Genomic DNA, 17,934 nt, shown 5'->3' with positions numbered 1-17,934 from the left:
GTTTGTATAATTTGGTTATTTTGAACCCAAAGGTAGAAGTATTTGTAAAGCTTAAAACTCGAAATTAGAAGTTTTATTAACAAAATTTATTCTGGTTTAAAGTAAATTATCTCAAACAAAAATCTCCCAAAACACGAGTAGTATTTTTACGCTGATACCAGTCATTGTAAACCAATTCTAAATTTTTAACTTCGAATTCTCCGAAATCATAATCACGAAATTTTGCTGCTATTTCTATTAGTTTTTTCGGGTCATGAAGCTTTTCTTGAAAACGCATTATAGTTGAATGGGCTGTCGATATAGAATAACGGCTATCTATGCTTTGCTGTAATCCGGAATTTTTAAAGTTTTCACGAAGTCTATCTCGTAAATTATTCAGCGTTTCGTCGCTTGGAAATCCCTGAATCATAATTGCCGAAGGAGAAGCAGTTATGCCTTTGTAATGAATTTTTATTTTCTCCACATCTACAAGACTTCGGCAGATTACCTCGATATATTCATTTGGTGAAATCTGATCTAAGGTAAAAGCTGAAGAACAAGAAATAATCGACATAATGGTAATATGAATGTCTGAATCTGGGTAAAAATATTGCTCAGGTTCGGCTTTTTTTAATTCATTAATGAAAGTCTGAATATTAGCTTTAGTTTCATCATTTGGGCGAATAAGTAACGTGATTCCAAAACGAGAATCAGATTCATTTTTAAGTTCAGAATCAATAGCATATTTGCCTGCTGAAATGATTTCAGAAGATGTTTTGTAAAGTTGATCGTAATGTTGGATTAAATTCATTGTGGTTTATTTCTTTTTTGCTTTTTCCAGATTTTCTTTGACTCTAAATTTGACAATTTCAGTAATCAAGTCATAAGGCATTGCTTCTTTTAAAGGAAATTGAACAGATCCTTTTCCAGATTTATATTTAGAAAGTTTTTCTGCAAAAGCAGCGTGTCCGCTTGGTAATGCATAAAGTCCAATATGGTTTTTAAAAGCCGCAAAATAAACTACAATACCGTTCTGTTCAAAAGCTGGCATCGAATAACTGATTTTTTCTTTGGCATCTGGCGCCGCCTTCTGAATCGTCATTCTAACTTTTTCCAGAATTTCTTGTACATCATTAGGAAATGCTCCAATATATTCGTCTATGTTTTCGGGTTTCTTTGTTTCCATTTGGAGAAATTTATTTTTAAGTTTTTTTTTAATCTCGCAAAGTCGCGAAGTCGCAAAGTTATTTTGAACAGATCTTAAAGATTAAGTTTTTTGTTATAAATAAAAAAACTTAGTGACTTTGCGTCTTTGCGAGACTAATTCGTAGCAGTATAGAAAACTTCGCGTACTTTGCGTAAAACCTTTGCGAGCTTTGCGTTAAAAAACTTTACGGTTAAATCACAATTAAGCAAGTCCTTTAGGAAAGCGATCCAATACCAAATTCAATAGTAAATTATGCTCTAAATAAGCTTTTGCTCCAGCCAAAACCAAAGTAAAACCCTCAGTCGAATTACGAACCTGATCGATTATTTTATCAGTGTCTCCATGAAAACCTGAATTGATGATACTTACAAAAGTTTCATTTTCATTCAACGGACTAAAAACCCATTCGACCAAAGTGATTTCATCTGGATTTCCCCATTCAATTACAATCTTTTTATTTTCCTGTAAAACAAGCGTAGTAACCGAAAGCGAAAAACCGTACATTTCCCAAGTCCATTCTGTTTTTTTATTTTCTTCTAATTTTCCAGATCCCTTTGTAAACCAAAATTTACTTGTAATATGAGGATCAATAAAAGCCTGAAAAACTTCTGAAACAGGTTTTCTTATCAGCATTTCGGCCTTTGCATATTTGTTGTTTTCTGTTTTCATTTTTTGTTGGTGAGATGTTGTTTGCGAATTGTAAAATGTGAAAAAAGTCTAGTTTGTTATTCCGAGGAACGAGGAATCTTCACAAGAAACTCCGTAAAGAAAAGCCAATCTTTGTCGAGCTACTGGCGGAGATTCCTCGTTCCTAGGAATGACAAGATTGGGTTTAAAACTGATACGTTTTTTCGAACCTCTAAATTTAATAAAAAAAATCCACACAAGTTTTTACCTGCGTGGACTTTATAATCTACAATCTGCGATCTACAATCTGCGATCTAAATTTATTCTCTTATTGTGGTTTTATCATGTAGTGCTATTTCTGCAATTTCATCTTTTCGTTTAAAGCTTACGCCTTGATGTTGCTGCATATATTTTATGAGATCGTTTGCTGCTTTTACCATTTGCGGAGTTCCTCCAATACGATCATGAAAACTAATTGACATTTGTCGGCGTTGTGTTTCACTTTCGGCGTATAATTGGTCAAATTCCATTTTAACTTGCTGTAAAAATTGATCTGCCGAAAAGTTTTTCCCTTCAATCAAAACAATATCATTACATCTAAGCGTATATGGAACCACTGCAAAATCTTTATTTTTTACCTGAATAATAAAAGGTTCATCACGGCTAAGATCATCGATATGATATTTAAAACCAAGTTCCTGTAAAATATCCAGAGTATTTTGTCCTCGGCGTAACCAGTTGGCATTGTAACCAACTGGAGTAAAGCCTGTGACTTTTTTTATGGCATCGACACCGTCTTTTATAAACTTTTTTTCTTCGTCATACGGCATGGTGTATTGTGTGCTCCAGCTCATTCCGTGTGCGGCAGCTTCGTGGCCTCTTTGTACAATTTCTTTGGCCAGTTCGGGATTTTTTAAAACGGCGGTTCCCACCATGTGCGAAGTAACTTTTACACCCAATTTATCCCAATTATCAAGCATACGCGGAATGCCTTCTTTGTATCCGTATTCATACCAAGTAGCAGAAGGCAGATCAATAAAACCTTTTTGTATATTTTGAGGAAACGGACTTTCGGCATTTTGAGGCTGTCCGCCAGCTTCAAATTGCATTGAGATCGAAACCACTAACCTAGAACCATCTGCCCATTTTGTTTTTTGTGGGACGAAAAGAGGTGCATTTTTCGAAACTTCTGAAAAAGTTTCAATAGGATTCATCATGCCAACCATTCCTATTATTCCAGTTTGTTTAATAAAATTTCTTCTTGAACTCATGCTATTTATTTTTTAATTAAAGTATCAATTGCCCAGCTATTATAATCTGCAAAATGCAAAAGCAAAGCAAAAAAAGCGATGTGAATTAATTGTGACGGAATAGCTTCCCAGTTCTCAATCATCGAAGTGCCAAATAATAAGATGAGCATAACAATTGCTCCTGCAACTAAAGACGGTTTAGTAAAGATGCCTAGTAATAAGAAAAGACCAATTGCAAATTCGGCTATAGGAAGAATGTAGCTAAATGGTGTTACGATGATTTTTGGCAGCATCGAATTTTCAAAACTGCCAACCATCCATTTGCTGAAAGTTGCTAGTTTTGGCAGACGAACTAATCCGTGGCCAAACATACTGATGGCAATAGCAAGACGTAATAATAAAAATGAGGTTGTTTCCATATTGATGTGATTTTATAGTACAAAGTTGCAGATAACGACTTTTAAAAATTTGTACAATCATTGGAATAATTTGTATTTTTGGAAGATGGAAATTAGAAACTTACACCGTCCTTTTGAACTTCAGTTTTTAGAAGTTTTGGAATATGAACCGAAAGAACGTAAAAATACGTTCTTTGAAATGGTTTTTGTTCTAGAAGGAAAAGGAACTCAAATTATCAACGATCATCGATTACCGTATAGCAGTGATAAGTTTTTCTTGATTTTTCCTCAAGATACACATAGTTTTGAAGTCACTGAGAAAACGAAATTTTTCTTTATACGCTTTAATGACAGTTATCTTAAAACACAAAACAGCGATTGGATCCAGAAGTTGGAGTTTATTTTCCATAACCACAATCATATGCCAGGCTGTATTTTAAAAACTATAATCGACAAACCTTTAATAAGGGCAATGATAGAGGCACTTATTAGAGAAGAAAAAAGCCAGTTTCCGCAGCAGCAAGAAGTTATAAAGCAAATTCTAAATACGATTATAACAATAGCAGCGAGAAATATTTCGCTTATGGCTCCTCTTAGTATAAATGAAGTTAATGCAGTGCCAAGTTTGGATTTATTGAATTATGTTCATCAAAATATTTATCGTCCAGATCAATTAAGGGCATCGAATATGGCGTCAGCATTTAATATTTCGCCCAAATATATAAGTGAGTATTTTAAAACCAAAACAGGGCAAAGCATACAGGAATATACAATCGCGTACAAAATAAAACTAATTGAAACACGACTGAAATATACCAGTATGCAAATCAATGAGATTGTGTATGAATTTGGTTTTAGCGATGCAAGTCACTTGAATCGACTGTTTAAAAAACATAACGGAGTAAATCCAAGTGACTATAAAAAGCAGTTTAAAAATGTTGATAGAGCATAACGCTGAAAACTAAGATTGTGCTTTGTCAATCCATTTTCCAACTGTTGGCGGAACATAATTTCTCATTTTTTCTAATAAATCATCAATAGAATCGCTAACTAAAAGCATTTCTCGATTAACCTCTTTTAGCAATCCTTTTTCAGTCATGGTTTGCAGTAATGCTATCAGCGAATCGTAAAAACCATTTATGTTTAAAATAGCGATTGGTTTTTTATGAAGCCCTAATTGTGCCCAAGTCAGCATTTCGAAAAGTTCTTCTAGTGTTCCAAATCCTCCAGGAAGTGCAATTACGCCATCGCATAAATCGTTCATTTTGGTTTTTCTTTCGTGCATGCTTTCTACCAAAACTAATTCGGTTAAACCTAAATGCGCAATTTCTTTAGATCTTAAAAAGTTTGGAAGCACACCAATCACTTTTCCGCCAGCGTTTAAAGCGCCGTCTGCTACAGCGCCCATCAAACCGACATTTGCACCGCCATAAACTAGTTCTATATCTTGTTCGGCTAAAGTTTTTCCAACTAAAATGGCTTGTTCTTCGTAAATTTTTTCAGTGCCAAAACTAGAGGCACAGAAAACGGTTATTCTTTTCATTTTTGTTTTTTGTAAAAGGTTATGTGTTAGAAGTTAAATGTTAGAAGTTAAATGTTAGAAGTTATTTAGAAACTGATAAACTGTGACTAAAAACTGCAAACTATTATCGCTTCAATTCATATTCAAAGTAAGGCACTTCAAGACCATTAACAGTAAATGTCAGCTCATTGATTTTTTCTGCTCCGAGTTTTAAAACGGCTTTTTGCGAACGGAAATTTTCTGCTCCAATATGAAAAAGTACCGAATTAACATGCTGAAAAGCATAATCAATCATTAATTTTTTGTTCGATTTATTATAAGGTCCGCCCCAATATTTTCTGGTAATAAAAGTGTAGCCAATTCCAACACTCGATTTTTCTGGATTGTAATCGTAGAAACTCGTTGTTCCCATAATTTCTTTGGTTTGTTTATCGAGAATTAAGAACGGACTTTTTGTAATTATCATATCAAAATAAGCTCTAAAAACGTCTCTTTTATATCGATCTTTAGCCGGATTTTGTTCCCAAATTAACGGATCGGAAGCGGCTTCAAATAATGCTTCAAAATGTTTTTCTTCTAACGGAATTAACTTTGAGATCTCATTTTCTAAGAAATCGGGCTGTAGATTGAAGTTTGATATTTCCATTTTTTTGTTTTTTTATGATTAGTTTTTGCCTAATTAGACAGAATGTTAAAAATAAAGAAAGAAATAAAATCTGCTATAATCAGCAAAATCTGCGTGAAATAAAAAAATCAAATCTGCTTAATCTGAACACAAGAAACGTTTTCCATTTTTATCTCTTTTTCTATTTTCTTTAATAATCCAGTTTTAGAATCTCTTTTAAAAACAACAACATTGCCGGTCAATACATTTGATGCTACTAAAAATTTCCCGCTTTCATCAAGAGCAAAAATCCTCGGATGTTTTCCTAAAGTAGATTGATAGCCAATGTTTTTTAGATGCCCGTTTTCATCAATAGAGAAAATCGCAATATTGTTTTCTTTTCCTCGATTTGTAGCATATAAAAATTTACCATCAGGAGAAATATGAATATCAGAGCTTTCAAAACCCTCTTTTATTTTGTCTGAATGCGTGGCAATACGCTGAATTTTATTTAAAACACCATTTTCGTAATTGTAAACGCTTATTTGCCCCGCCATTTCTTCAATACAATAGCCCCATTTTTGATTGGGGTGAAAAGTTAAATGTCTCGGACCAGCTTCTAAATCGGTTTTGGTAAACGGATTTTTAGTTTCAATTAAAGGCTTTTTTAGATTTTCATCAAATGCATAACAGCGAATTTTATCGGCTCCTAAATCGGGTAAAAACAAATAATCGCATTGAGGAGAAAATACAGCCGAATGAACGTGAGATCGAGTTTGTCTGTCTTTATTTACGCTTCCGTCCATGTATTGAAAATTTTGAGCAATCGAATCGATTTTGCCGTTTTCCAAGATCGGATAAACTGAAACGCTTCCTTCGGTATAGTTGGCATTGGCAAGCCATTTTCCGTTTTTATGTACAGAAACATAAACAGGATTTTCACCACCACTTCTCTGACTGTTTAAAAAAGTCAATGTTTTTGCTGACGGATTAAATTCAAAACTGCTTACGCTTCCTGCATTTGGAGTTTTGGTGTCTGTGCAGGCATAAATGTATTTTCCGTTTGGCGAAACCGTTAAATAAGACGGATTGACAACATTCTTAACCGAAGTAAATTTGGTCAATTTTCCACTCAATGTATCCAATTGATAAACTTGAATGGCTTCAGCTGTTTTATCCCGATTATATGATCCTAAAAACACATAGGTATTTTGAGAAAATAGGTTTATGGTTAATAGAAATGCAATTACGAAATAGTATATTTTTGGTTTCATTTTTTGGTTTCAGGTTTCAGGTTTCAGTTTCAAGTTTGAAGTTTGAAGTTTCAGGTTTCAGGTTTCACGTTTCAAGTGCTGTGCTTGTTGTCAGGCTGAGCGAAGTCGAAGCCCAAGTGCCAATCGGAACGCCCTTCGACTTCGCTCAGGGTGACATTACAATTCACAATTCACAATTAATTAACCCCTTTCCACCATTGCTTAAACTCTTGTTTTTCATTTTTCAATTCAACGATTTCGCCAATCATTGGTGTAATTAAAGGAATCGGATTTTCAGACAAACTATTCAATTCGGTTACTTTTTTCAAAGGCTCGTCCCAAGCATGAAGCGATAGCGAAAATTTAGAAGAATGCACCGGAAATACGCGTTTTGCTTTCAGGTCTTTCATTGCTTTTATTACATCTTGAGGCATATTATGAATATATTTCCATTTCTCATTGTATTGACCATTATCCAATAAAGCGATGTCAAATGGACCGTATTTTTCACCAATTGCAGCAAAATGAGAATCGTAACCGCTGTCGCCACCCAAATACATCTTAAAATCTTTAGTTTCCAAAACAAAAGAAGTCCAAAGTGTATTGCATCTTTTAAAACTTCTGCCAGAAAAATGTCTTGATGGCGTAGTATGAATCGTCAGGTTTTCATCTAATTTGATGGTGCTGTACCAATCTTTTTCGATAATTTTTTCTGATGGAAATCCCCAAAACTCAAAATGTGAACCAACTCCAAGAGCGGTAACAATCTTTTTTGTTTTAGGTTTTAATTTTAAAATCGTATCGTAATCCAGATGATCATAATGATCGTGTGTAATCAATAAATAATCAATTTCTGGAAGATCCTCGACAGAATAAATATCAGAACCTTTGAAAGATTTTGTTGTGCCGGGAATAGGAGAGGCGTTTCCGCTAAAAACGGGATCAATTAAAAATCGTTTTCCTTCCAACTGAATAAAATAAGACGAATGTCCAAACCAAACTAAAATATCCTGATCAAGAGGAAGTTCATGCAAATTGGTTTTTATAGACGGAATCAAATCGGTTGGAGTTTTTCTTTCTACTTTTTTGAAGAAAAATTCAAACAAAACCCCCGCCATACTTTCTCCTTCTGCAAGGTCGGGTGTAAAAGATTGATTTTCAAATTTTCCGTTTTTATATTGAGGCGAATTTTGAATTAAAGTTAATCTTTCGCCAGAAGGAGCTTTTCCGAATTTTGGATGCTGAAGAAATTTGTAAATGGCAAGTAGTATTAAAAATACGAGAATTAAGAATATAATCATTTTATTTTGAGGGATATAATTTTTGAGTGTATTGTTTAGAAAGCAAAATTATCTTTTTTAAGATTTCGATATCGACATCAGCCAATTTTTTGATATAAATGCAAGCTTTTGAAGAGGTGTGTTTTCCTAGTTTCGATAAAAGTTCTTCTCTTTTTTCTTCTGGCAAATAGAAATAAACGGTCAATGCTGTTTTTCTTGGCGAAAATCCAGCTAAAGGCGCGTCGCCTTCATGCCCGCTTTCATATTTATAATGATAACTTCCAAAACCAATAATGCTTGGTCCCCACATCTTGGGTTCAAAACCGGTTGTTTCCTGTATTATTTTAATAAGTTCAAAAGCATCTTTTCTTTTAACTTCATTTTCGACAGCGTTAATAAAATCAGTAACACTGTTTTGAGTTTCTGTAGTTTTATTTTTTGCCATTTTGTTTACTTTTTACTTAATAAATCGCTTTTTAGAAGGATGTTTTTGATTTTGAATTCAGAAGCATAAAACAAATTGGCATCTTCGGGCATTTGATTTTCTAAAACAATCAGACTAACGTCGCTTTCTGGGAAATACAAATTTACACCAGAAAATCCGTCTCCTAAACCTGTATGTCCAAGATATTTTACAGATTCTTCTTCTACAATTCGAATTCCGTATCCATAAGGTTGTTTTTCTTTTCCGAAGAAATTATGCTGAGATAAAATGGTGTTTTTAGTTAATAACTGATACGATTCTTGTTTTAATATTTTTCCTTTATGAAGATTAGTGTTCCAAATGGCAAGATCAGAAACGGTTGAAATAATGCCGTCTGCACCTAAAGTTTCATCTGTGATCTGCCTTGAAGTATCAGCTTCCAGCTGATTTTTTACATTATAATATCCCGTTGCCAAATTTTGTTCTTTATCTTTTGAATAACAAAAAGTGTGATTCATTTTTAATTTCTTAAAAAGTGATTCAGCAACCTCTCTATAGCTTTTTTTAGAGCTGAATTCGACAATTTTTGCGACCAGATTAAAACTTAGATTTCCGTATTTAAAATCGGTTCCCGGTTTAAAAGCCAATGGTTTTTCTAAATCGACAATTCCGTGCGAGTGATTTAAAAGCTGATGTACCGTTACCGAATCGGCCCAAGTTTGCGTAAGCTCTGGCAGGTATTTTTTGATTGGCGCATTCAAATCTACTTTTCCTTTTTCTACTTCCAACAAAAGTAAAACGGCAGCAATTAATTTACTGTTAGACATGATTTCAAATTGGGTATCCATTTTCAAAGATGTTCTAGTTTCAAAATTAGAAAAGCCTTGCGCTTTAGAATACAATGTTTTTCCGCTTTGCGAAATCAAAATCACACCATTAAATTTTGGATTAGAATTTTGAATTATACTGTCGATACTTTTTTTATAATCCTCTTTTTTCTGTGCCGATGAATTGCAAGAAGTGAAAATTAGAATTGTTAATAAGGAAATTTTGGCGATGAAATTCATTTGATTGGTAGTGGTGAATTTTTTAAGGTTTCAATTTTCAATTCTCAGTTTTCACGTTTTGTAGGTAACTTGAAACCTGAAACGTGAAACAAAAATTAAAACATCCCATTTGCATTAATAGAATCTTTTGGAACGGGTTGGCCTAAATCCCAGAGTTCTACGATTTTGTCGTCTTTGAATTTTAGAATATGCACAACGGCAAAACCAATGTCTGAAGGCGTTTGTTTAAGATGTGAATGTACAGCAACCAAGTTTCCATCTTCTAGAATATGATGAATTTTAAAAATCTTATTCGGATTTGTTCTAGCAGATTCTTCCATGGCAAGCATTAAGGTGTCTGCATCGCCTTTGAAGTACGCGTTGTGATGTTTGAAATTCTTTCCGACATATAATCGAAAACCTTCGTGAGAATGTCCTTTTGCTGCCAATTTCAGGAAGTTTTTAGCGATTTCTTTCTTAGTCATGATTCAAGATTTAAAAGCAAACTAAGTTATGAAATAACTATATAAATTAGATTATATTTAAATTATTAGTTTTTATATAATAATTTTGATTGATGACTTTTTTTGCTTCTGGACTAATCCAGAAATTTGGACGGAATAATTTCGTACTGCTTTGTACTTTTGCCTTATTTGATATTGCTTTTATATTTTTTATAAGAAGGTTGAATAAATTATAAGTCTCAAAAGAATTTGTTTCAATTGCGGTTTCAAAATCAGGAGAAAAACTCACAACTTTTGGATAGGTTAGCTCTAATCCAACTGTTCCTCCTGGATTACTATAAGCAACACTAATACTTTCTTTAGTTTGGAAATAGATCAGGTCAAATGGAGATATATTTATTACAGGTTGAATGGGGCAAACTAATTTGTATTCATTTGAAATTGTTCCATTTTTATTAATAATGTCTCTAAAATGGATTTTAGCAATATCGTCAATAATTGAAATTCTAATTTTGCTTTCAAAAGCCCATTGTTCTTTATGATCTAATTTATTTTCTGTAACTAAAACTGCATTGAAAAAATCTTCATAACTTGAAAAAATAAATTTATCTTCCGTCTTTTCGTATTTAATTTCAACTCTTGAATTCGTTATGACAAATTCAAATTTCAATTCCTTGAATATAGATTCAAATTCTTTGGGCGTGAGTATAAATTTGAATGTATTCCAGCCTCTTCCTGCACCTAATCCGCCAAAATAAGACATGATAATAAGTTTAAAATATCTGACAAAGATATAAGTAATTTACTACTTTATAGGTGTTTTTTTTAAAATTATTTATAAAATTAAATGGCCTCCGATTTGATTTGGCTAAGATCAATACCAAGTTTAGAAAACTCTTTTTCACCCAATTCGGTTATGTAAAAATGCTTCTCTTCGGGATTATTTTTGGCAATCCATTTTTTGTCTGCAAATGATTCTAGAAGCAATTCTCCCAATTTACCGCCAAGATGTTCATAGCATTTTTTTGCTGGTTTTATCTTTTTTTGATTTTCCATGATTTTACTTTTTTACAGCAACTTTAGAAGCCAAATAAGCCATCGGAATATAAGCAAAAACTAAATCAACTAAACCATACCAAAGTGGAGAAGGTAAAGTGAAAATTGTAACAAGACCACCAAACAAAAAGAAACCTCCAATACCGAAAGCCAGTTTTGTTTTGTGTTTAATCGCAGCAAAAGCGGTTGTCAACGCTCCTGCAAAAGTTCCGAGTGCGTGCGCCAGAAATGGAAAAAGAAAATGCTTTGGCTCAAATAAATGCATGCTTGCTTTTAAACCCTCAGTAGTAGTAACGTCTGCACCATTTGGCGCTGGAATTATAGAGCCGCTTACTAAAATGATGCTCATATTGACAATACTGCCAATAACAAGACCAGCAATTACAGCCAAAGTATTTCTTAAAAATGGATTCATGATTTTCGTTTTTTACCTAACGAATGTATGAAAAATAAAGCAATTAGTTAAACGATTGCCTGAATTCTAAAGGGGAAGTGTTTGTCTTTGTTTTGAATAATTTACTAAAGGATTGCTGGTGCTCAAAACCCAGTTCATATGCAATTTCGCTGATCGATAGAGTAGTGGTCGAAAGCTTTTCTTTGGCTTTTTCAATCAATTTATTGTGAATATGCTGTTGTGTGCTTTGACCCGTATGCGTTTTTAATAGTGCGCTGAGATAATTGGATGAAACATTTAGGTTTTCGGCAATAAATTGAACAGTTGGAATTCCTTTTTGTTTTAAAGTGTCGTCGGTAAAATAGTCTTCCAAAAGTTTTTCTAATCGCACCAGAATCTGATGACTGCTTATTTTTCGGGTAATAAATTGCCTGTTATAAAATCGTTCTGCATACGTGAGAAACAATTCAATTTGTGCAATAATAACGTCTTGACTGAATTTATCGATATTGGATTGGTATTCCTGCTGAATATTTTTGATAATATCAATGAGCATATTCTCTTCTTTATCAGAAAGATGTAGCGCTTCATTGACCGCGTAACCAAAGTAATCGTATTGTTTGATTTTGTGAGCAAGTGGCGTATTCCAAAGAAAATCAGGATGAATCAATAATGACCATCCTGTGTGTTGCATTTCGGCATTTCCTTCAATAGAAAAAACTTGTCCTGGCGAAAGAAAAATTAAAACACCTTCTTTAAAATCATATTCCTGTTGCCCATATCGCATTTTTGCGTTGGCATTTCTTTTTAAAGCAATCGAATAAAAATCTAGCATTAAGCTTTTGGGTTCTTCATTATGGAGATATTTTAAATCTTCAAAATTGTAAACGCTTACCAAAGGATGTTCGGGTTTTGGCAAATCTCTAAAATCATGAAATTCGCTTATTGTTTTAAATCGAAGTGGTTGCTGATTTGCCATAGTACAAGATAATTAATTTTGATTGAAAACAGCAGCAAATTCTTTTGCATAATCTGCCAGTTTTGTTTTTCCTAAAACGGCAGGACGATTTAGGTAATAATCTTCACTTAGCAAACCACTGTAAAGTGCAGCATACATTTCTACCAAACCTTTTGCGATTTTTGGTTGCATTCCAACAGCAATTAATCCGTTTAGTGTTTCTTCGTCGGATATTAATTTCCACTTTAAATCTGGATTTCCGATGGCGTCGCCTAAAATTTTTGCAGTTTCATCTCCAGAAACTTCTTCGCTAGCCACATAACGTATTTTTTTTCCGTCAAGCGGAGTTGTAAGTTCTTCTGCAATTGCTTCGGCTATATCGTTTGGAGAAACCCACGGAATCAATTGGTCCGCTCCATAATTAGCAGCTATAATGGCTTGGTTTTTAATCATCGGGATATAAGCCAGCAAATTGTAGTAAAAAGAAGTCGGACGCATAAATGTAATCGAAACATCTGAAAGTTTGTTCAGAACCGCTTCGATTTCATTATAACGCTGAATAATTCCAGAACCTTGTTCCAAATGTGCACCAATACTGCTTAAAAATACTACTCGTTTTACGCCAGATTTTGCGATCGCTTCTGCATAATTATTTCCAATTGTATGCGTAAAAGCGTCTAAATCAAGATTCGGATCAAAATAATTCGCGCGCGGAATCATGCAATATACGGCATTAGCTCCTGTAAAAGTTTGAGTCAAAAAATCGACATCATTTACAGATCCAATTGCGGCTTGAGCGCCAAGATTTTCGATTTCCGATTTTCTTTCGCTACTGCTTGCAATTATTGTAATTTGATGGTTTTCTTTTAATAAAGCTTTCGCTAAAGGCTTGCTAATGTTCCCTAGAGAACCTGTAATTATAATTTTCATACTATTATTTTTTTGTTGATACAAAGTTGCGAAGCATTAGCAAAAGAGATTTAGCCAAATCTATGATTGACGTAGTCTAAAATAATAGTATGAAATGTGATTTTATTTTTCGGATAATTTTCTTTCGGTTTCAATTTGGGGTTTTCCAGTCGCATTTGGCAGACCTTTTCCTGTTTCAATTAGTTTTTTCAAACTATTCTCAATGTAATTGGTCCATCCTGCTTTGCAAACTTCAAAACATTCGTATTCTGGCACTAAACCCACATGGGTAAAATTGAGTTTCGTTTTGTCGTTTTCTTTCGAAATATCAAAAACAGCAGTCGTATTGGTCCATTCGGTATCGTCTTGGGTGAAGCTGAAATAGTTTTCCTCAATCAGCCAAACGATTTTCTGATTCGGAATTACTTCAATCAGTTTTATTTTACAACGGTGAACGTCTTCATAATGGTATTTAAATTCGTCTCCTTGGTTGGCTGTTTTGCCTTCAATTTCTTCAGACCACCAGCCGCGAACGTTTTGTATGGCTTTAAAAACTTCTTCTGGCGATTGACTGACAAGTATTGTTGTGGTAAAATCTTGAGTATTCATAATCAATTGACTTTTAAATTAGTAAAGTAAATTTACAATCTAAAAATCAATTGGTTAAGGTGTTTAAAAGACAATTTTAAGGGGTGTTTCAGACAGTTTTTAGAATTTAGATTTTGGAATTTCAGATTTGGAATTTTAAATTAAAATATCGCTTTAATTTTTTGAGGAATTTTATTTAGGAGTTCAAAATGTGTTGACATAACCTTTTCTAGTTCCAGTGTTCCGCCTAGAATGATCATTTCTTTATGCGTAAAACGTTTTCCAAGTCGGTCTTCGAGCATAATTTTTTCCATACTTTGTGCAATTTCAATTTCATGCAAGAATTCATTCGGATGACCTGCTGTACAAATTACAAGACCGTACGGAATAGTTTTCATTTTTCTAGACGTTTCGTTTTGTCCATAAGCATATCCAACCGAGTAAACACGATCAAACCAGCCTTTTAATTTTGCAGGACAATCGCTCCACCAAACAGGATATAGAAAAATAATGCAGTCTGCTTTTTCTATTTTTTCTTGTTCTGCTAAAACATCTTTAGAAATAGGAAGTTCTGTTTTGGCAAGACCTTCCCGTTCATATTCTTCCTCAGACATATCGCTCACAAAATTGGACGCAAATAAATCGGAGATTTCTACCTTCCATTTTTCAGTATTCAAGACTAGTTTCAATCTTTCTAAAACTTGAAAAGTGTACGATTTTTTGCTCGGATGTGCGTAAACAATTAGAATGTTCATTTTCAGGTTTTTTAGATTTATAATTTTTTGAAATCCCAATCTGATTTGTACGAAAATACAAATTAAATCGAAATGAAATTATTCTTCAGAAAATTCTAAAATATCGCCAGGCTGGCAATCTAGAACTTTACAGATGGCTTCGAGCGTACTGAAACGAATTGCTTTTGCTTTGCCAGTTTTTAGAATGGAAAGATTAGACAAGGTTAAATCTACTTTTTCTGAAAGTTCGTTTAATGACATTTTTCGTTTTGCCATCATGACGTCTAAATTTACTATAATGGGCATAATTTTTTGTTTAAATAGTTAAGTCAATTTCAGATTGAATTTCGATTCCTCTTTTAAAAATCTGTCCTACCACAAACATTACAATGGCCATAAAGATCCAAATGCTGTGTCCTTCAAGATTAAGCGATTCCAACGAAGGAAGTTTTACGCCTTTAATAATTAACCAATTGTTGAATTTAAAGGCCCAGAAAGAAAACAAACCAATTCCGAAAGCGAGATAAGAAAGATAAGATATAAAGCGTCCCATTTCGGCAGTAAAAGGCTGTTCGATGTTTAATTTTTTCTCATGCAACATTTTTACAATCAGATAAAACATAATGGCTTTTAAGATGGCCACGATGCTGATAAAGGATATTTCTTGAATATAAAAACTAGGACTGTAATTATATAAGTCAAGTAAATCAAGAAACCGAGCATTGTAGGAGTTTATTGTCATAGTATAAATTCCGTTAAAAAGATACATGCCGGCTTCTACGCATAAGCCAATAAAAATAATCCATGATAAGATATTCAGGATTTTTAGAATCTGTGGTGTTCCAATTTTAATTTCCATACTATTCAAGATTAGAAGTTATGCTGCTAAAATAATAAAAATTTATTGATAAACAATAAATAAATAGTTTTTATCAAAAAAAAAGCTTCAACATTAAAATTTGCTGAAGCTGTGGTATTTTGTTTTTAAAATTATGTTAGCGAAGCATTTTCTTTTCGTTTTCTAGCATTTTTTCGATGTTAAAATAAATACCGTCTACATTGTAGACACCTTTTTCGAAGCTCAGATAATCGCAATTATCAACGAGCGATTGTCCTTTAGATTCAATTTCAAAAAGATTGAGTAAAATGTATTCGTGTTCGACCATTATAACATGAAAACCAGTTTCGCATTTCTTTCCGTCTCCAGAAGAAAGTATGACATTCATAATGCTGTGAAATCTAAAAGAAGCAATTTTTGCAGATGCTTCGTCTCCTTTTAAGTGATAAACGTAAGTAAGGAAATTGAGCTGTTTTAAGTCAAATGGGAATTCGCTTAAGGTATGATTGGATAATTTGATTATTTGGTCGTAATCTGAAGCTTCGAGTTCTTCCTTATCATAATATTTGCGAAGCTGTTCCTCGTCTGGCGATTTCCAAAAGGCATCATATTTGGGTTGAAAAACATAGCCTAAATACAAATGGCGGTATTCGTCATGCGATAAAAGCGTATCGTTTTTCGTGAGTCTTTCCATTAATTTAGGATAGTAAAACTTTGAATTTTTGTCGTTGATTTCTTTTTCGATGGCTTTATAATCTGGGGTTGTAAAACCAATTTCTTGTGAATGCACTTGAATTCCGAAACAAAAAATGAGAAGGATGAAAATTTGTTTTAGCATGATTTAGAGGTGTTTTTGGTTGTAGTTCTGATCTTACTAATGTACAAATTATATAAAAACAAAAGTGTTCTTATGGATGCCAGATGCGTGAAGGATGGGAGCGGCATCTCCCGATTTAGAAAAACAAGGCTTTTTAACCGTAGTTTTTGTTAATCGGGAATATAGCGGACAGCCTGACCCGAAGGGACACGCCCAAGTAATTAGGAATTTTGTTTTTCTAAATTATTCGGTAATCCATTTTCCTTTTTTAAAGTGGTTTTATTCGTAGCAGTTCGCCTTTTCGTTTTACAATGTTTTTATAATCCCATTGAATTTCTCTGCTTTTTTCTAGCCAGCGTTTTAAGTCTTGTTCGTTTATTTGATCAACGTTTGTATAACGCATTTCGGCAGCTTTGAACGAACCTTCGTTTTGGAGTTTTTCTTCGTCAAAAGATTGTCCGCTCCAGAAAAGTAATCGAACAGAATCTTTTAATTTGCTATAACCCACAATCGGATTTCCGTCTAGAAACCAAACCGGATGCGCATGCCAGATTTTGCTTTCGGCATCAGAAAGGTTTTTATTTATAATCGCCAAAAGAAGGTCGCAGATTTCTTTGTTTTCTACTGTCTGAGAATTGTTGTAATCTTGAATCTGGCTCATGTCTTCAGCTTTTTAGGGTTATTTTACCTCTTGGGTCAACTCAAATAAAATATAAGTTCCGTTGCTCGAATTTCCTCTCGATTTTTCTATAAAGCCCTTTTTTCTATAAAACTCAATTGCTTTAATGTTGCTTGTAAGGCATTTTAGGGTAATTGGAAAAGAGATTTTTAAGAGGGCTGCTTTTAACAATTCTGTACCAAGGTTTTTTCCTTGATGTTTAACATCAACGTAAAGATGATGAATAAAATTGTTTGGCATCCAGATCGAAATAAATCCGACTGGAATATTGTTTACAAGCGCCGTTAAAATGTATTCACCTTGTGTTTGCTTGTCAAAATCGTCTAATTCAAATTCTGAAATATCTTGTTCTGTAAATGTGCGTCGTCTTTCGTTTAAGAATAATTTTCTTAAATGAGGTAAATCTGTATTTCTAGATTCTACAATGCTTAACATGCATTTTTGTATTTAATTTCTTTTCAGCAAAATTGTACTTGCTGCATTAGATTCATTAAATTCGGTGGCTCTAACTCCGTTTAAACTGAGATTGATTTTAATTTCATCATTACTTTTAAAATCTAATATTGCTAAAAACCTGCCTTTTTCAATTTGCTTGCCTTTTTCTAAAGCATAAGCGATAATATCTAGCGCTATAGGCGTTTTAGATTCATCAATTTCATATTTTAATAGGCCTTTTTGCCCGTTGTTTTTTCCTCCTTTAACGATATAATTTTTCCCGTCGATTAATTCACCATTAACAGTCATCGAAATAAAATTATCTGAAGTAAAAATCATTGTATTCTTTGCGCCACTGGCATCTGTTCCTAACCAATTGCCTACTAGGATTTCTTTTTTTGTTTGCGCGTATGATACACTGGTTAAAATAAGGAATAGTAAGAGAATTTTTTTCATTGATTATACTGTTTAT

The 17,934-nt window shown here is 33.4% G+C and carries 26 protein-coding genes; 1 reads left to right on the top strand and 25 read right to left on the bottom strand.

Going from position 1 to position 17,934, the window contains the following annotated elements; translation table 11 throughout:
* Nucleotides 1–106: 106 nt before the first annotated feature.
* From AC3Y25_RS09135 to AC3Y25_RS09115, 5 genes are all read right to left on the bottom strand, one after another.
* On the bottom strand, nt 107–790 hold the full coding sequence (locus tag AC3Y25_RS09135; RefSeq protein ID WP_489902529.1) for a 2'-5' RNA ligase family protein: 684 nt from the start codon (nt 788–790) through the stop codon (nt 107–109).
* Nucleotides 791–796: 6 nt separating this feature from the next.
* Complete coding sequence (locus AC3Y25_RS09130; RefSeq protein ID WP_427874696.1) at nt 797–1,165, bottom strand: iron chaperone; 369 nt, start codon at nt 1,163–1,165, stop codon at nt 797–799.
* A 222-nt stretch (nt 1,166–1,387) separates the two neighbouring features.
* Nucleotides 1,388–1,855 (bottom strand): SRPBCC family protein, encoded by a 468-nt coding sequence (locus tag AC3Y25_RS09125; protein ID WP_427874695.1) that lies wholly within the window; start codon nt 1,853–1,855, stop codon nt 1,388–1,390.
* 278 nt (nt 1,856–2,133) lie between these two features.
* Nucleotides 2,134–3,084 (bottom strand): polysaccharide deacetylase family protein, encoded by a 951-nt coding sequence (locus AC3Y25_RS09120; protein ID WP_489902528.1) that lies wholly within the window; start codon nt 3,082–3,084, stop codon nt 2,134–2,136.
* 5 nt (nt 3,085–3,089) lie between these two features.
* A complete protein-coding gene (locus AC3Y25_RS09115; RefSeq protein WP_489902527.1) occupies nt 3,090–3,482 on the bottom strand; it encodes a DoxX family protein in 393 nt (130 codons plus the stop codon).
* Between the two features lie 85 nt (nt 3,483–3,567).
* Between AC3Y25_RS09115 and AC3Y25_RS09110 the strand changes: the two genes are divergently transcribed.
* Complete coding sequence (locus AC3Y25_RS09110; protein WP_489902526.1) at nt 3,568–4,413, top strand: helix-turn-helix domain-containing protein; 846 nt, start codon at nt 3,568–3,570, stop codon at nt 4,411–4,413.
* Between the two features lie 9 nt (nt 4,414–4,422).
* Here AC3Y25_RS09110 and AC3Y25_RS09105 read toward each other — a convergent pair whose 3' ends face one another.
* The 20 genes from AC3Y25_RS09105 to AC3Y25_RS09010 all read right to left on the bottom strand — a co-directional run bounded on the left by AC3Y25_RS09105 (nt 4,423) and on the right by AC3Y25_RS09010 (nt 17,918).
* Nucleotides 4,423–5,004, bottom strand: coding sequence for an LOG family protein (locus AC3Y25_RS09105; protein ID WP_489902525.1), 582 nt, complete (start codon nt 5,002–5,004; stop codon nt 4,423–4,425).
* Between the two features lie 103 nt (nt 5,005–5,107).
* Complete coding sequence (locus AC3Y25_RS09100) at nt 5,108–5,629, bottom strand: GNAT family N-acetyltransferase (protein WP_489902524.1); 522 nt, start codon at nt 5,627–5,629, stop codon at nt 5,108–5,110.
* Between the two features lie 107 nt (nt 5,630–5,736).
* Nucleotides 5,737–6,861, bottom strand: a complete 1,125-nt coding sequence (locus AC3Y25_RS09095) for a lactonase family protein (RefSeq protein WP_489902523.1) — start codon at nt 6,859–6,861, stop codon at nt 5,737–5,739.
* Between the two features lie 176 nt (nt 6,862–7,037).
* Nucleotides 7,038–8,141 carry an MBL fold metallo-hydrolase gene (locus AC3Y25_RS09090; RefSeq protein WP_489902522.1) on the bottom strand — a complete coding sequence of 368 codons (1,104 nt, stop codon included), beginning with the start codon at nt 8,139–8,141 and terminating at the stop codon, nt 7,038–7,040.
* Between the two features lies 1 nt (nt 8,142).
* Nucleotides 8,143–8,565 (bottom strand): DUF1801 domain-containing protein, encoded by a 423-nt coding sequence (locus tag AC3Y25_RS09085; protein ID WP_489902521.1) that lies wholly within the window; start codon nt 8,563–8,565, stop codon nt 8,143–8,145.
* A 5-nt stretch (nt 8,566–8,570) separates the two neighbouring features.
* Nucleotides 8,571–9,611 (bottom strand): serine hydrolase domain-containing protein, encoded by a 1,041-nt coding sequence (locus tag AC3Y25_RS09080; RefSeq protein WP_489902520.1) that lies wholly within the window; start codon nt 9,609–9,611, stop codon nt 8,571–8,573.
* Nucleotides 9,612–9,706: 95 nt separating this feature from the next.
* Entirely contained in the window at nt 9,707–10,075 is a 369-nt protein-coding gene (locus tag AC3Y25_RS09075; protein ID WP_379795227.1) for a nuclear transport factor 2 family protein, read from the bottom strand.
* Nucleotides 10,076–10,121: 46 nt separating this feature from the next.
* Entirely contained in the window at nt 10,122–10,817 is a 696-nt protein-coding gene (locus AC3Y25_RS09070) for a hypothetical protein (protein WP_489902519.1), read from the bottom strand.
* A gap of 80 nt (nt 10,818–10,897) precedes the next feature.
* Complete coding sequence (locus tag AC3Y25_RS09065; RefSeq protein WP_489902518.1) at nt 10,898–11,110, bottom strand: ArsR family transcriptional regulator; 213 nt, start codon at nt 11,108–11,110, stop codon at nt 10,898–10,900.
* Nucleotides 11,111–11,114: 4 nt separating this feature from the next.
* Nucleotides 11,115–11,525, bottom strand: coding sequence for a hypothetical protein (locus AC3Y25_RS09060; protein ID WP_489902517.1), 411 nt, complete (start codon nt 11,523–11,525; stop codon nt 11,115–11,117).
* Nucleotides 11,526–11,568: 43 nt separating this feature from the next.
* Nucleotides 11,569–12,483, bottom strand: coding sequence for a helix-turn-helix domain-containing protein (locus AC3Y25_RS09055; protein WP_489902516.1), 915 nt, complete (start codon nt 12,481–12,483; stop codon nt 11,569–11,571).
* Between the two features lie 12 nt (nt 12,484–12,495).
* Nucleotides 12,496–13,392 (bottom strand): SDR family oxidoreductase, encoded by an 897-nt coding sequence (locus AC3Y25_RS09050; RefSeq protein WP_489902515.1) that lies wholly within the window; start codon nt 13,390–13,392, stop codon nt 12,496–12,498.
* A 102-nt stretch (nt 13,393–13,494) separates the two neighbouring features.
* Complete coding sequence (locus AC3Y25_RS09045; RefSeq protein ID WP_489902514.1) at nt 13,495–13,980, bottom strand: SRPBCC family protein; 486 nt, start codon at nt 13,978–13,980, stop codon at nt 13,495–13,497.
* Between the two features lie 140 nt (nt 13,981–14,120).
* On the bottom strand, nt 14,121–14,714 hold the full coding sequence (locus tag AC3Y25_RS09040; protein WP_489902513.1) for an NAD(P)H-dependent oxidoreductase: 594 nt from the start codon (nt 14,712–14,714) through the stop codon (nt 14,121–14,123).
* 78 nt (nt 14,715–14,792) lie between these two features.
* Nucleotides 14,793–14,999 (bottom strand): helix-turn-helix domain-containing protein, encoded by a 207-nt coding sequence (locus tag AC3Y25_RS09035; RefSeq protein ID WP_057116634.1) that lies wholly within the window; start codon nt 14,997–14,999, stop codon nt 14,793–14,795.
* 10 nt (nt 15,000–15,009) lie between these two features.
* A complete protein-coding gene (locus tag AC3Y25_RS09030) occupies nt 15,010–15,552 on the bottom strand; it encodes a hypothetical protein (RefSeq protein ID WP_489902512.1) in 543 nt (180 codons plus the stop codon).
* Between the two features lie 136 nt (nt 15,553–15,688).
* On the bottom strand, nt 15,689–16,369 hold the full coding sequence (locus AC3Y25_RS09025; RefSeq protein ID WP_427874674.1) for a DUF4919 domain-containing protein: 681 nt from the start codon (nt 16,367–16,369) through the stop codon (nt 15,689–15,691).
* A gap of 247 nt (nt 16,370–16,616) precedes the next feature.
* Nucleotides 16,617–17,009 (bottom strand): DUF1801 domain-containing protein, encoded by a 393-nt coding sequence (locus tag AC3Y25_RS09020; RefSeq protein ID WP_489902511.1) that lies wholly within the window; start codon nt 17,007–17,009, stop codon nt 16,617–16,619.
* 18 nt (nt 17,010–17,027) lie between these two features.
* Nucleotides 17,028–17,462 (bottom strand): GNAT family N-acetyltransferase, encoded by a 435-nt coding sequence (locus AC3Y25_RS09015; protein WP_489902510.1) that lies wholly within the window; start codon nt 17,460–17,462, stop codon nt 17,028–17,030.
* Nucleotides 17,463–17,474: 12 nt separating this feature from the next.
* Nucleotides 17,475–17,918 carry a hypothetical protein gene (locus AC3Y25_RS09010; protein WP_489902509.1) on the bottom strand — a complete coding sequence of 148 codons (444 nt, stop codon included), beginning with the start codon at nt 17,916–17,918 and terminating at the stop codon, nt 17,475–17,477.
* Nucleotides 17,919–17,934: the final 16 nt, after the last annotated feature.

This window comes from Flavobacterium sp. LK-23 (genome assembly GCF_058135255.1).
This window is presented reverse-complemented; position numbering and strand designations above follow the sequence as displayed.

Excerpts from the sequence above, each read along its gene's own strand:
- AC3Y25_RS09135 (WP_489902529.1), bottom strand. The coding sequence starts at position 790 with ATGAATTTAATCCAACATTACGATCAACTTTACAAAACATCTTCTGAA.
- AC3Y25_RS09130 (WP_427874696.1), bottom strand. The coding sequence starts at position 1,165 with ATGGAAACAAAGAAACCCGAAAACATAGACGAATATATTGGAGCATTT.
- AC3Y25_RS09125 (WP_427874695.1), bottom strand. The coding sequence starts at position 1,855 with ATGAAAACAGAAAACAACAAATATGCAAAGGCCGAAATGCTGATAAGA.
- AC3Y25_RS09120 (WP_489902528.1), bottom strand. The coding sequence starts at position 3,084 with ATGAGTTCAAGAAGAAATTTTATTAAACAAACTGGAATAATAGGAATG.
- AC3Y25_RS09115 (WP_489902527.1), bottom strand. The coding sequence starts at position 3,482 with ATGGAAACAACCTCATTTTTATTATTACGTCTTGCTATTGCCATCAGT.
- AC3Y25_RS09110 (WP_489902526.1), top strand. The coding sequence starts at position 3,568 with ATGGAAATTAGAAACTTACACCGTCCTTTTGAACTTCAGTTTTTAGAA.
- AC3Y25_RS09105 (WP_489902525.1), bottom strand. The coding sequence starts at position 5,004 with ATGAAAAGAATAACCGTTTTCTGTGCCTCTAGTTTTGGCACTGAAAAA.
- AC3Y25_RS09100 (WP_489902524.1), bottom strand. The coding sequence starts at position 5,629 with ATGGAAATATCAAACTTCAATCTACAGCCCGATTTCTTAGAAAATGAG.
- AC3Y25_RS09095 (WP_489902523.1), bottom strand. The coding sequence starts at position 6,861 with ATGAAACCAAAAATATACTATTTCGTAATTGCATTTCTATTAACCATA.
- AC3Y25_RS09090 (WP_489902522.1), bottom strand. The coding sequence starts at position 8,141 with ATGATTATATTCTTAATTCTCGTATTTTTAATACTACTTGCCATTTAC.
- AC3Y25_RS09085 (WP_489902521.1), bottom strand. The coding sequence starts at position 8,565 with ATGGCAAAAAATAAAACTACAGAAACTCAAAACAGTGTTACTGATTTT.
- AC3Y25_RS09080 (WP_489902520.1), bottom strand. The coding sequence starts at position 9,611 with ATGAATTTCATCGCCAAAATTTCCTTATTAACAATTCTAATTTTCACT.
- AC3Y25_RS09075 (WP_379795227.1), bottom strand. The coding sequence starts at position 10,075 with ATGACTAAGAAAGAAATCGCTAAAAACTTCCTGAAATTGGCAGCAAAA.
- AC3Y25_RS09070 (WP_489902519.1), bottom strand. The coding sequence starts at position 10,817 with ATGTCTTATTTTGGCGGATTAGGTGCAGGAAGAGGCTGGAATACATTC.
- AC3Y25_RS09065 (WP_489902518.1), bottom strand. The coding sequence starts at position 11,110 with ATGGAAAATCAAAAAAAGATAAAACCAGCAAAAAAATGCTATGAACAT.
- AC3Y25_RS09060 (WP_489902517.1), bottom strand. The coding sequence starts at position 11,525 with ATGAATCCATTTTTAAGAAATACTTTGGCTGTAATTGCTGGTCTTGTT.
- AC3Y25_RS09055 (WP_489902516.1), bottom strand. The coding sequence starts at position 12,483 with ATGGCAAATCAGCAACCACTTCGATTTAAAACAATAAGCGAATTTCAT.
- AC3Y25_RS09050 (WP_489902515.1), bottom strand. The coding sequence starts at position 13,392 with ATGAAAATTATAATTACAGGTTCTCTAGGGAACATTAGCAAGCCTTTA.
- AC3Y25_RS09045 (WP_489902514.1), bottom strand. The coding sequence starts at position 13,980 with ATGAATACTCAAGATTTTACCACAACAATACTTGTCAGTCAATCGCCA.
- AC3Y25_RS09040 (WP_489902513.1), bottom strand. The coding sequence starts at position 14,714 with ATGAACATTCTAATTGTTTACGCACATCCGAGCAAAAAATCGTACACT.
- AC3Y25_RS09035 (WP_057116634.1), bottom strand. The coding sequence starts at position 14,999 with ATGCCCATTATAGTAAATTTAGACGTCATGATGGCAAAACGAAAAATG.
- AC3Y25_RS09030 (WP_489902512.1), bottom strand. The coding sequence starts at position 15,552 with ATGGAAATTAAAATTGGAACACCACAGATTCTAAAAATCCTGAATATC.
- AC3Y25_RS09025 (WP_427874674.1), bottom strand. The coding sequence starts at position 16,369 with ATGCTAAAACAAATTTTCATCCTTCTCATTTTTTGTTTCGGAATTCAA.
- AC3Y25_RS09020 (WP_489902511.1), bottom strand. The coding sequence starts at position 17,009 with ATGAGCCAGATTCAAGATTACAACAATTCTCAGACAGTAGAAAACAAA.
- AC3Y25_RS09015 (WP_489902510.1), bottom strand. The coding sequence starts at position 17,462 with ATGTTAAGCATTGTAGAATCTAGAAATACAGATTTACCTCATTTAAGA.
- AC3Y25_RS09010 (WP_489902509.1), bottom strand. The coding sequence starts at position 17,918 with ATGAAAAAAATTCTCTTACTATTCCTTATTTTAACCAGTGTATCATAC.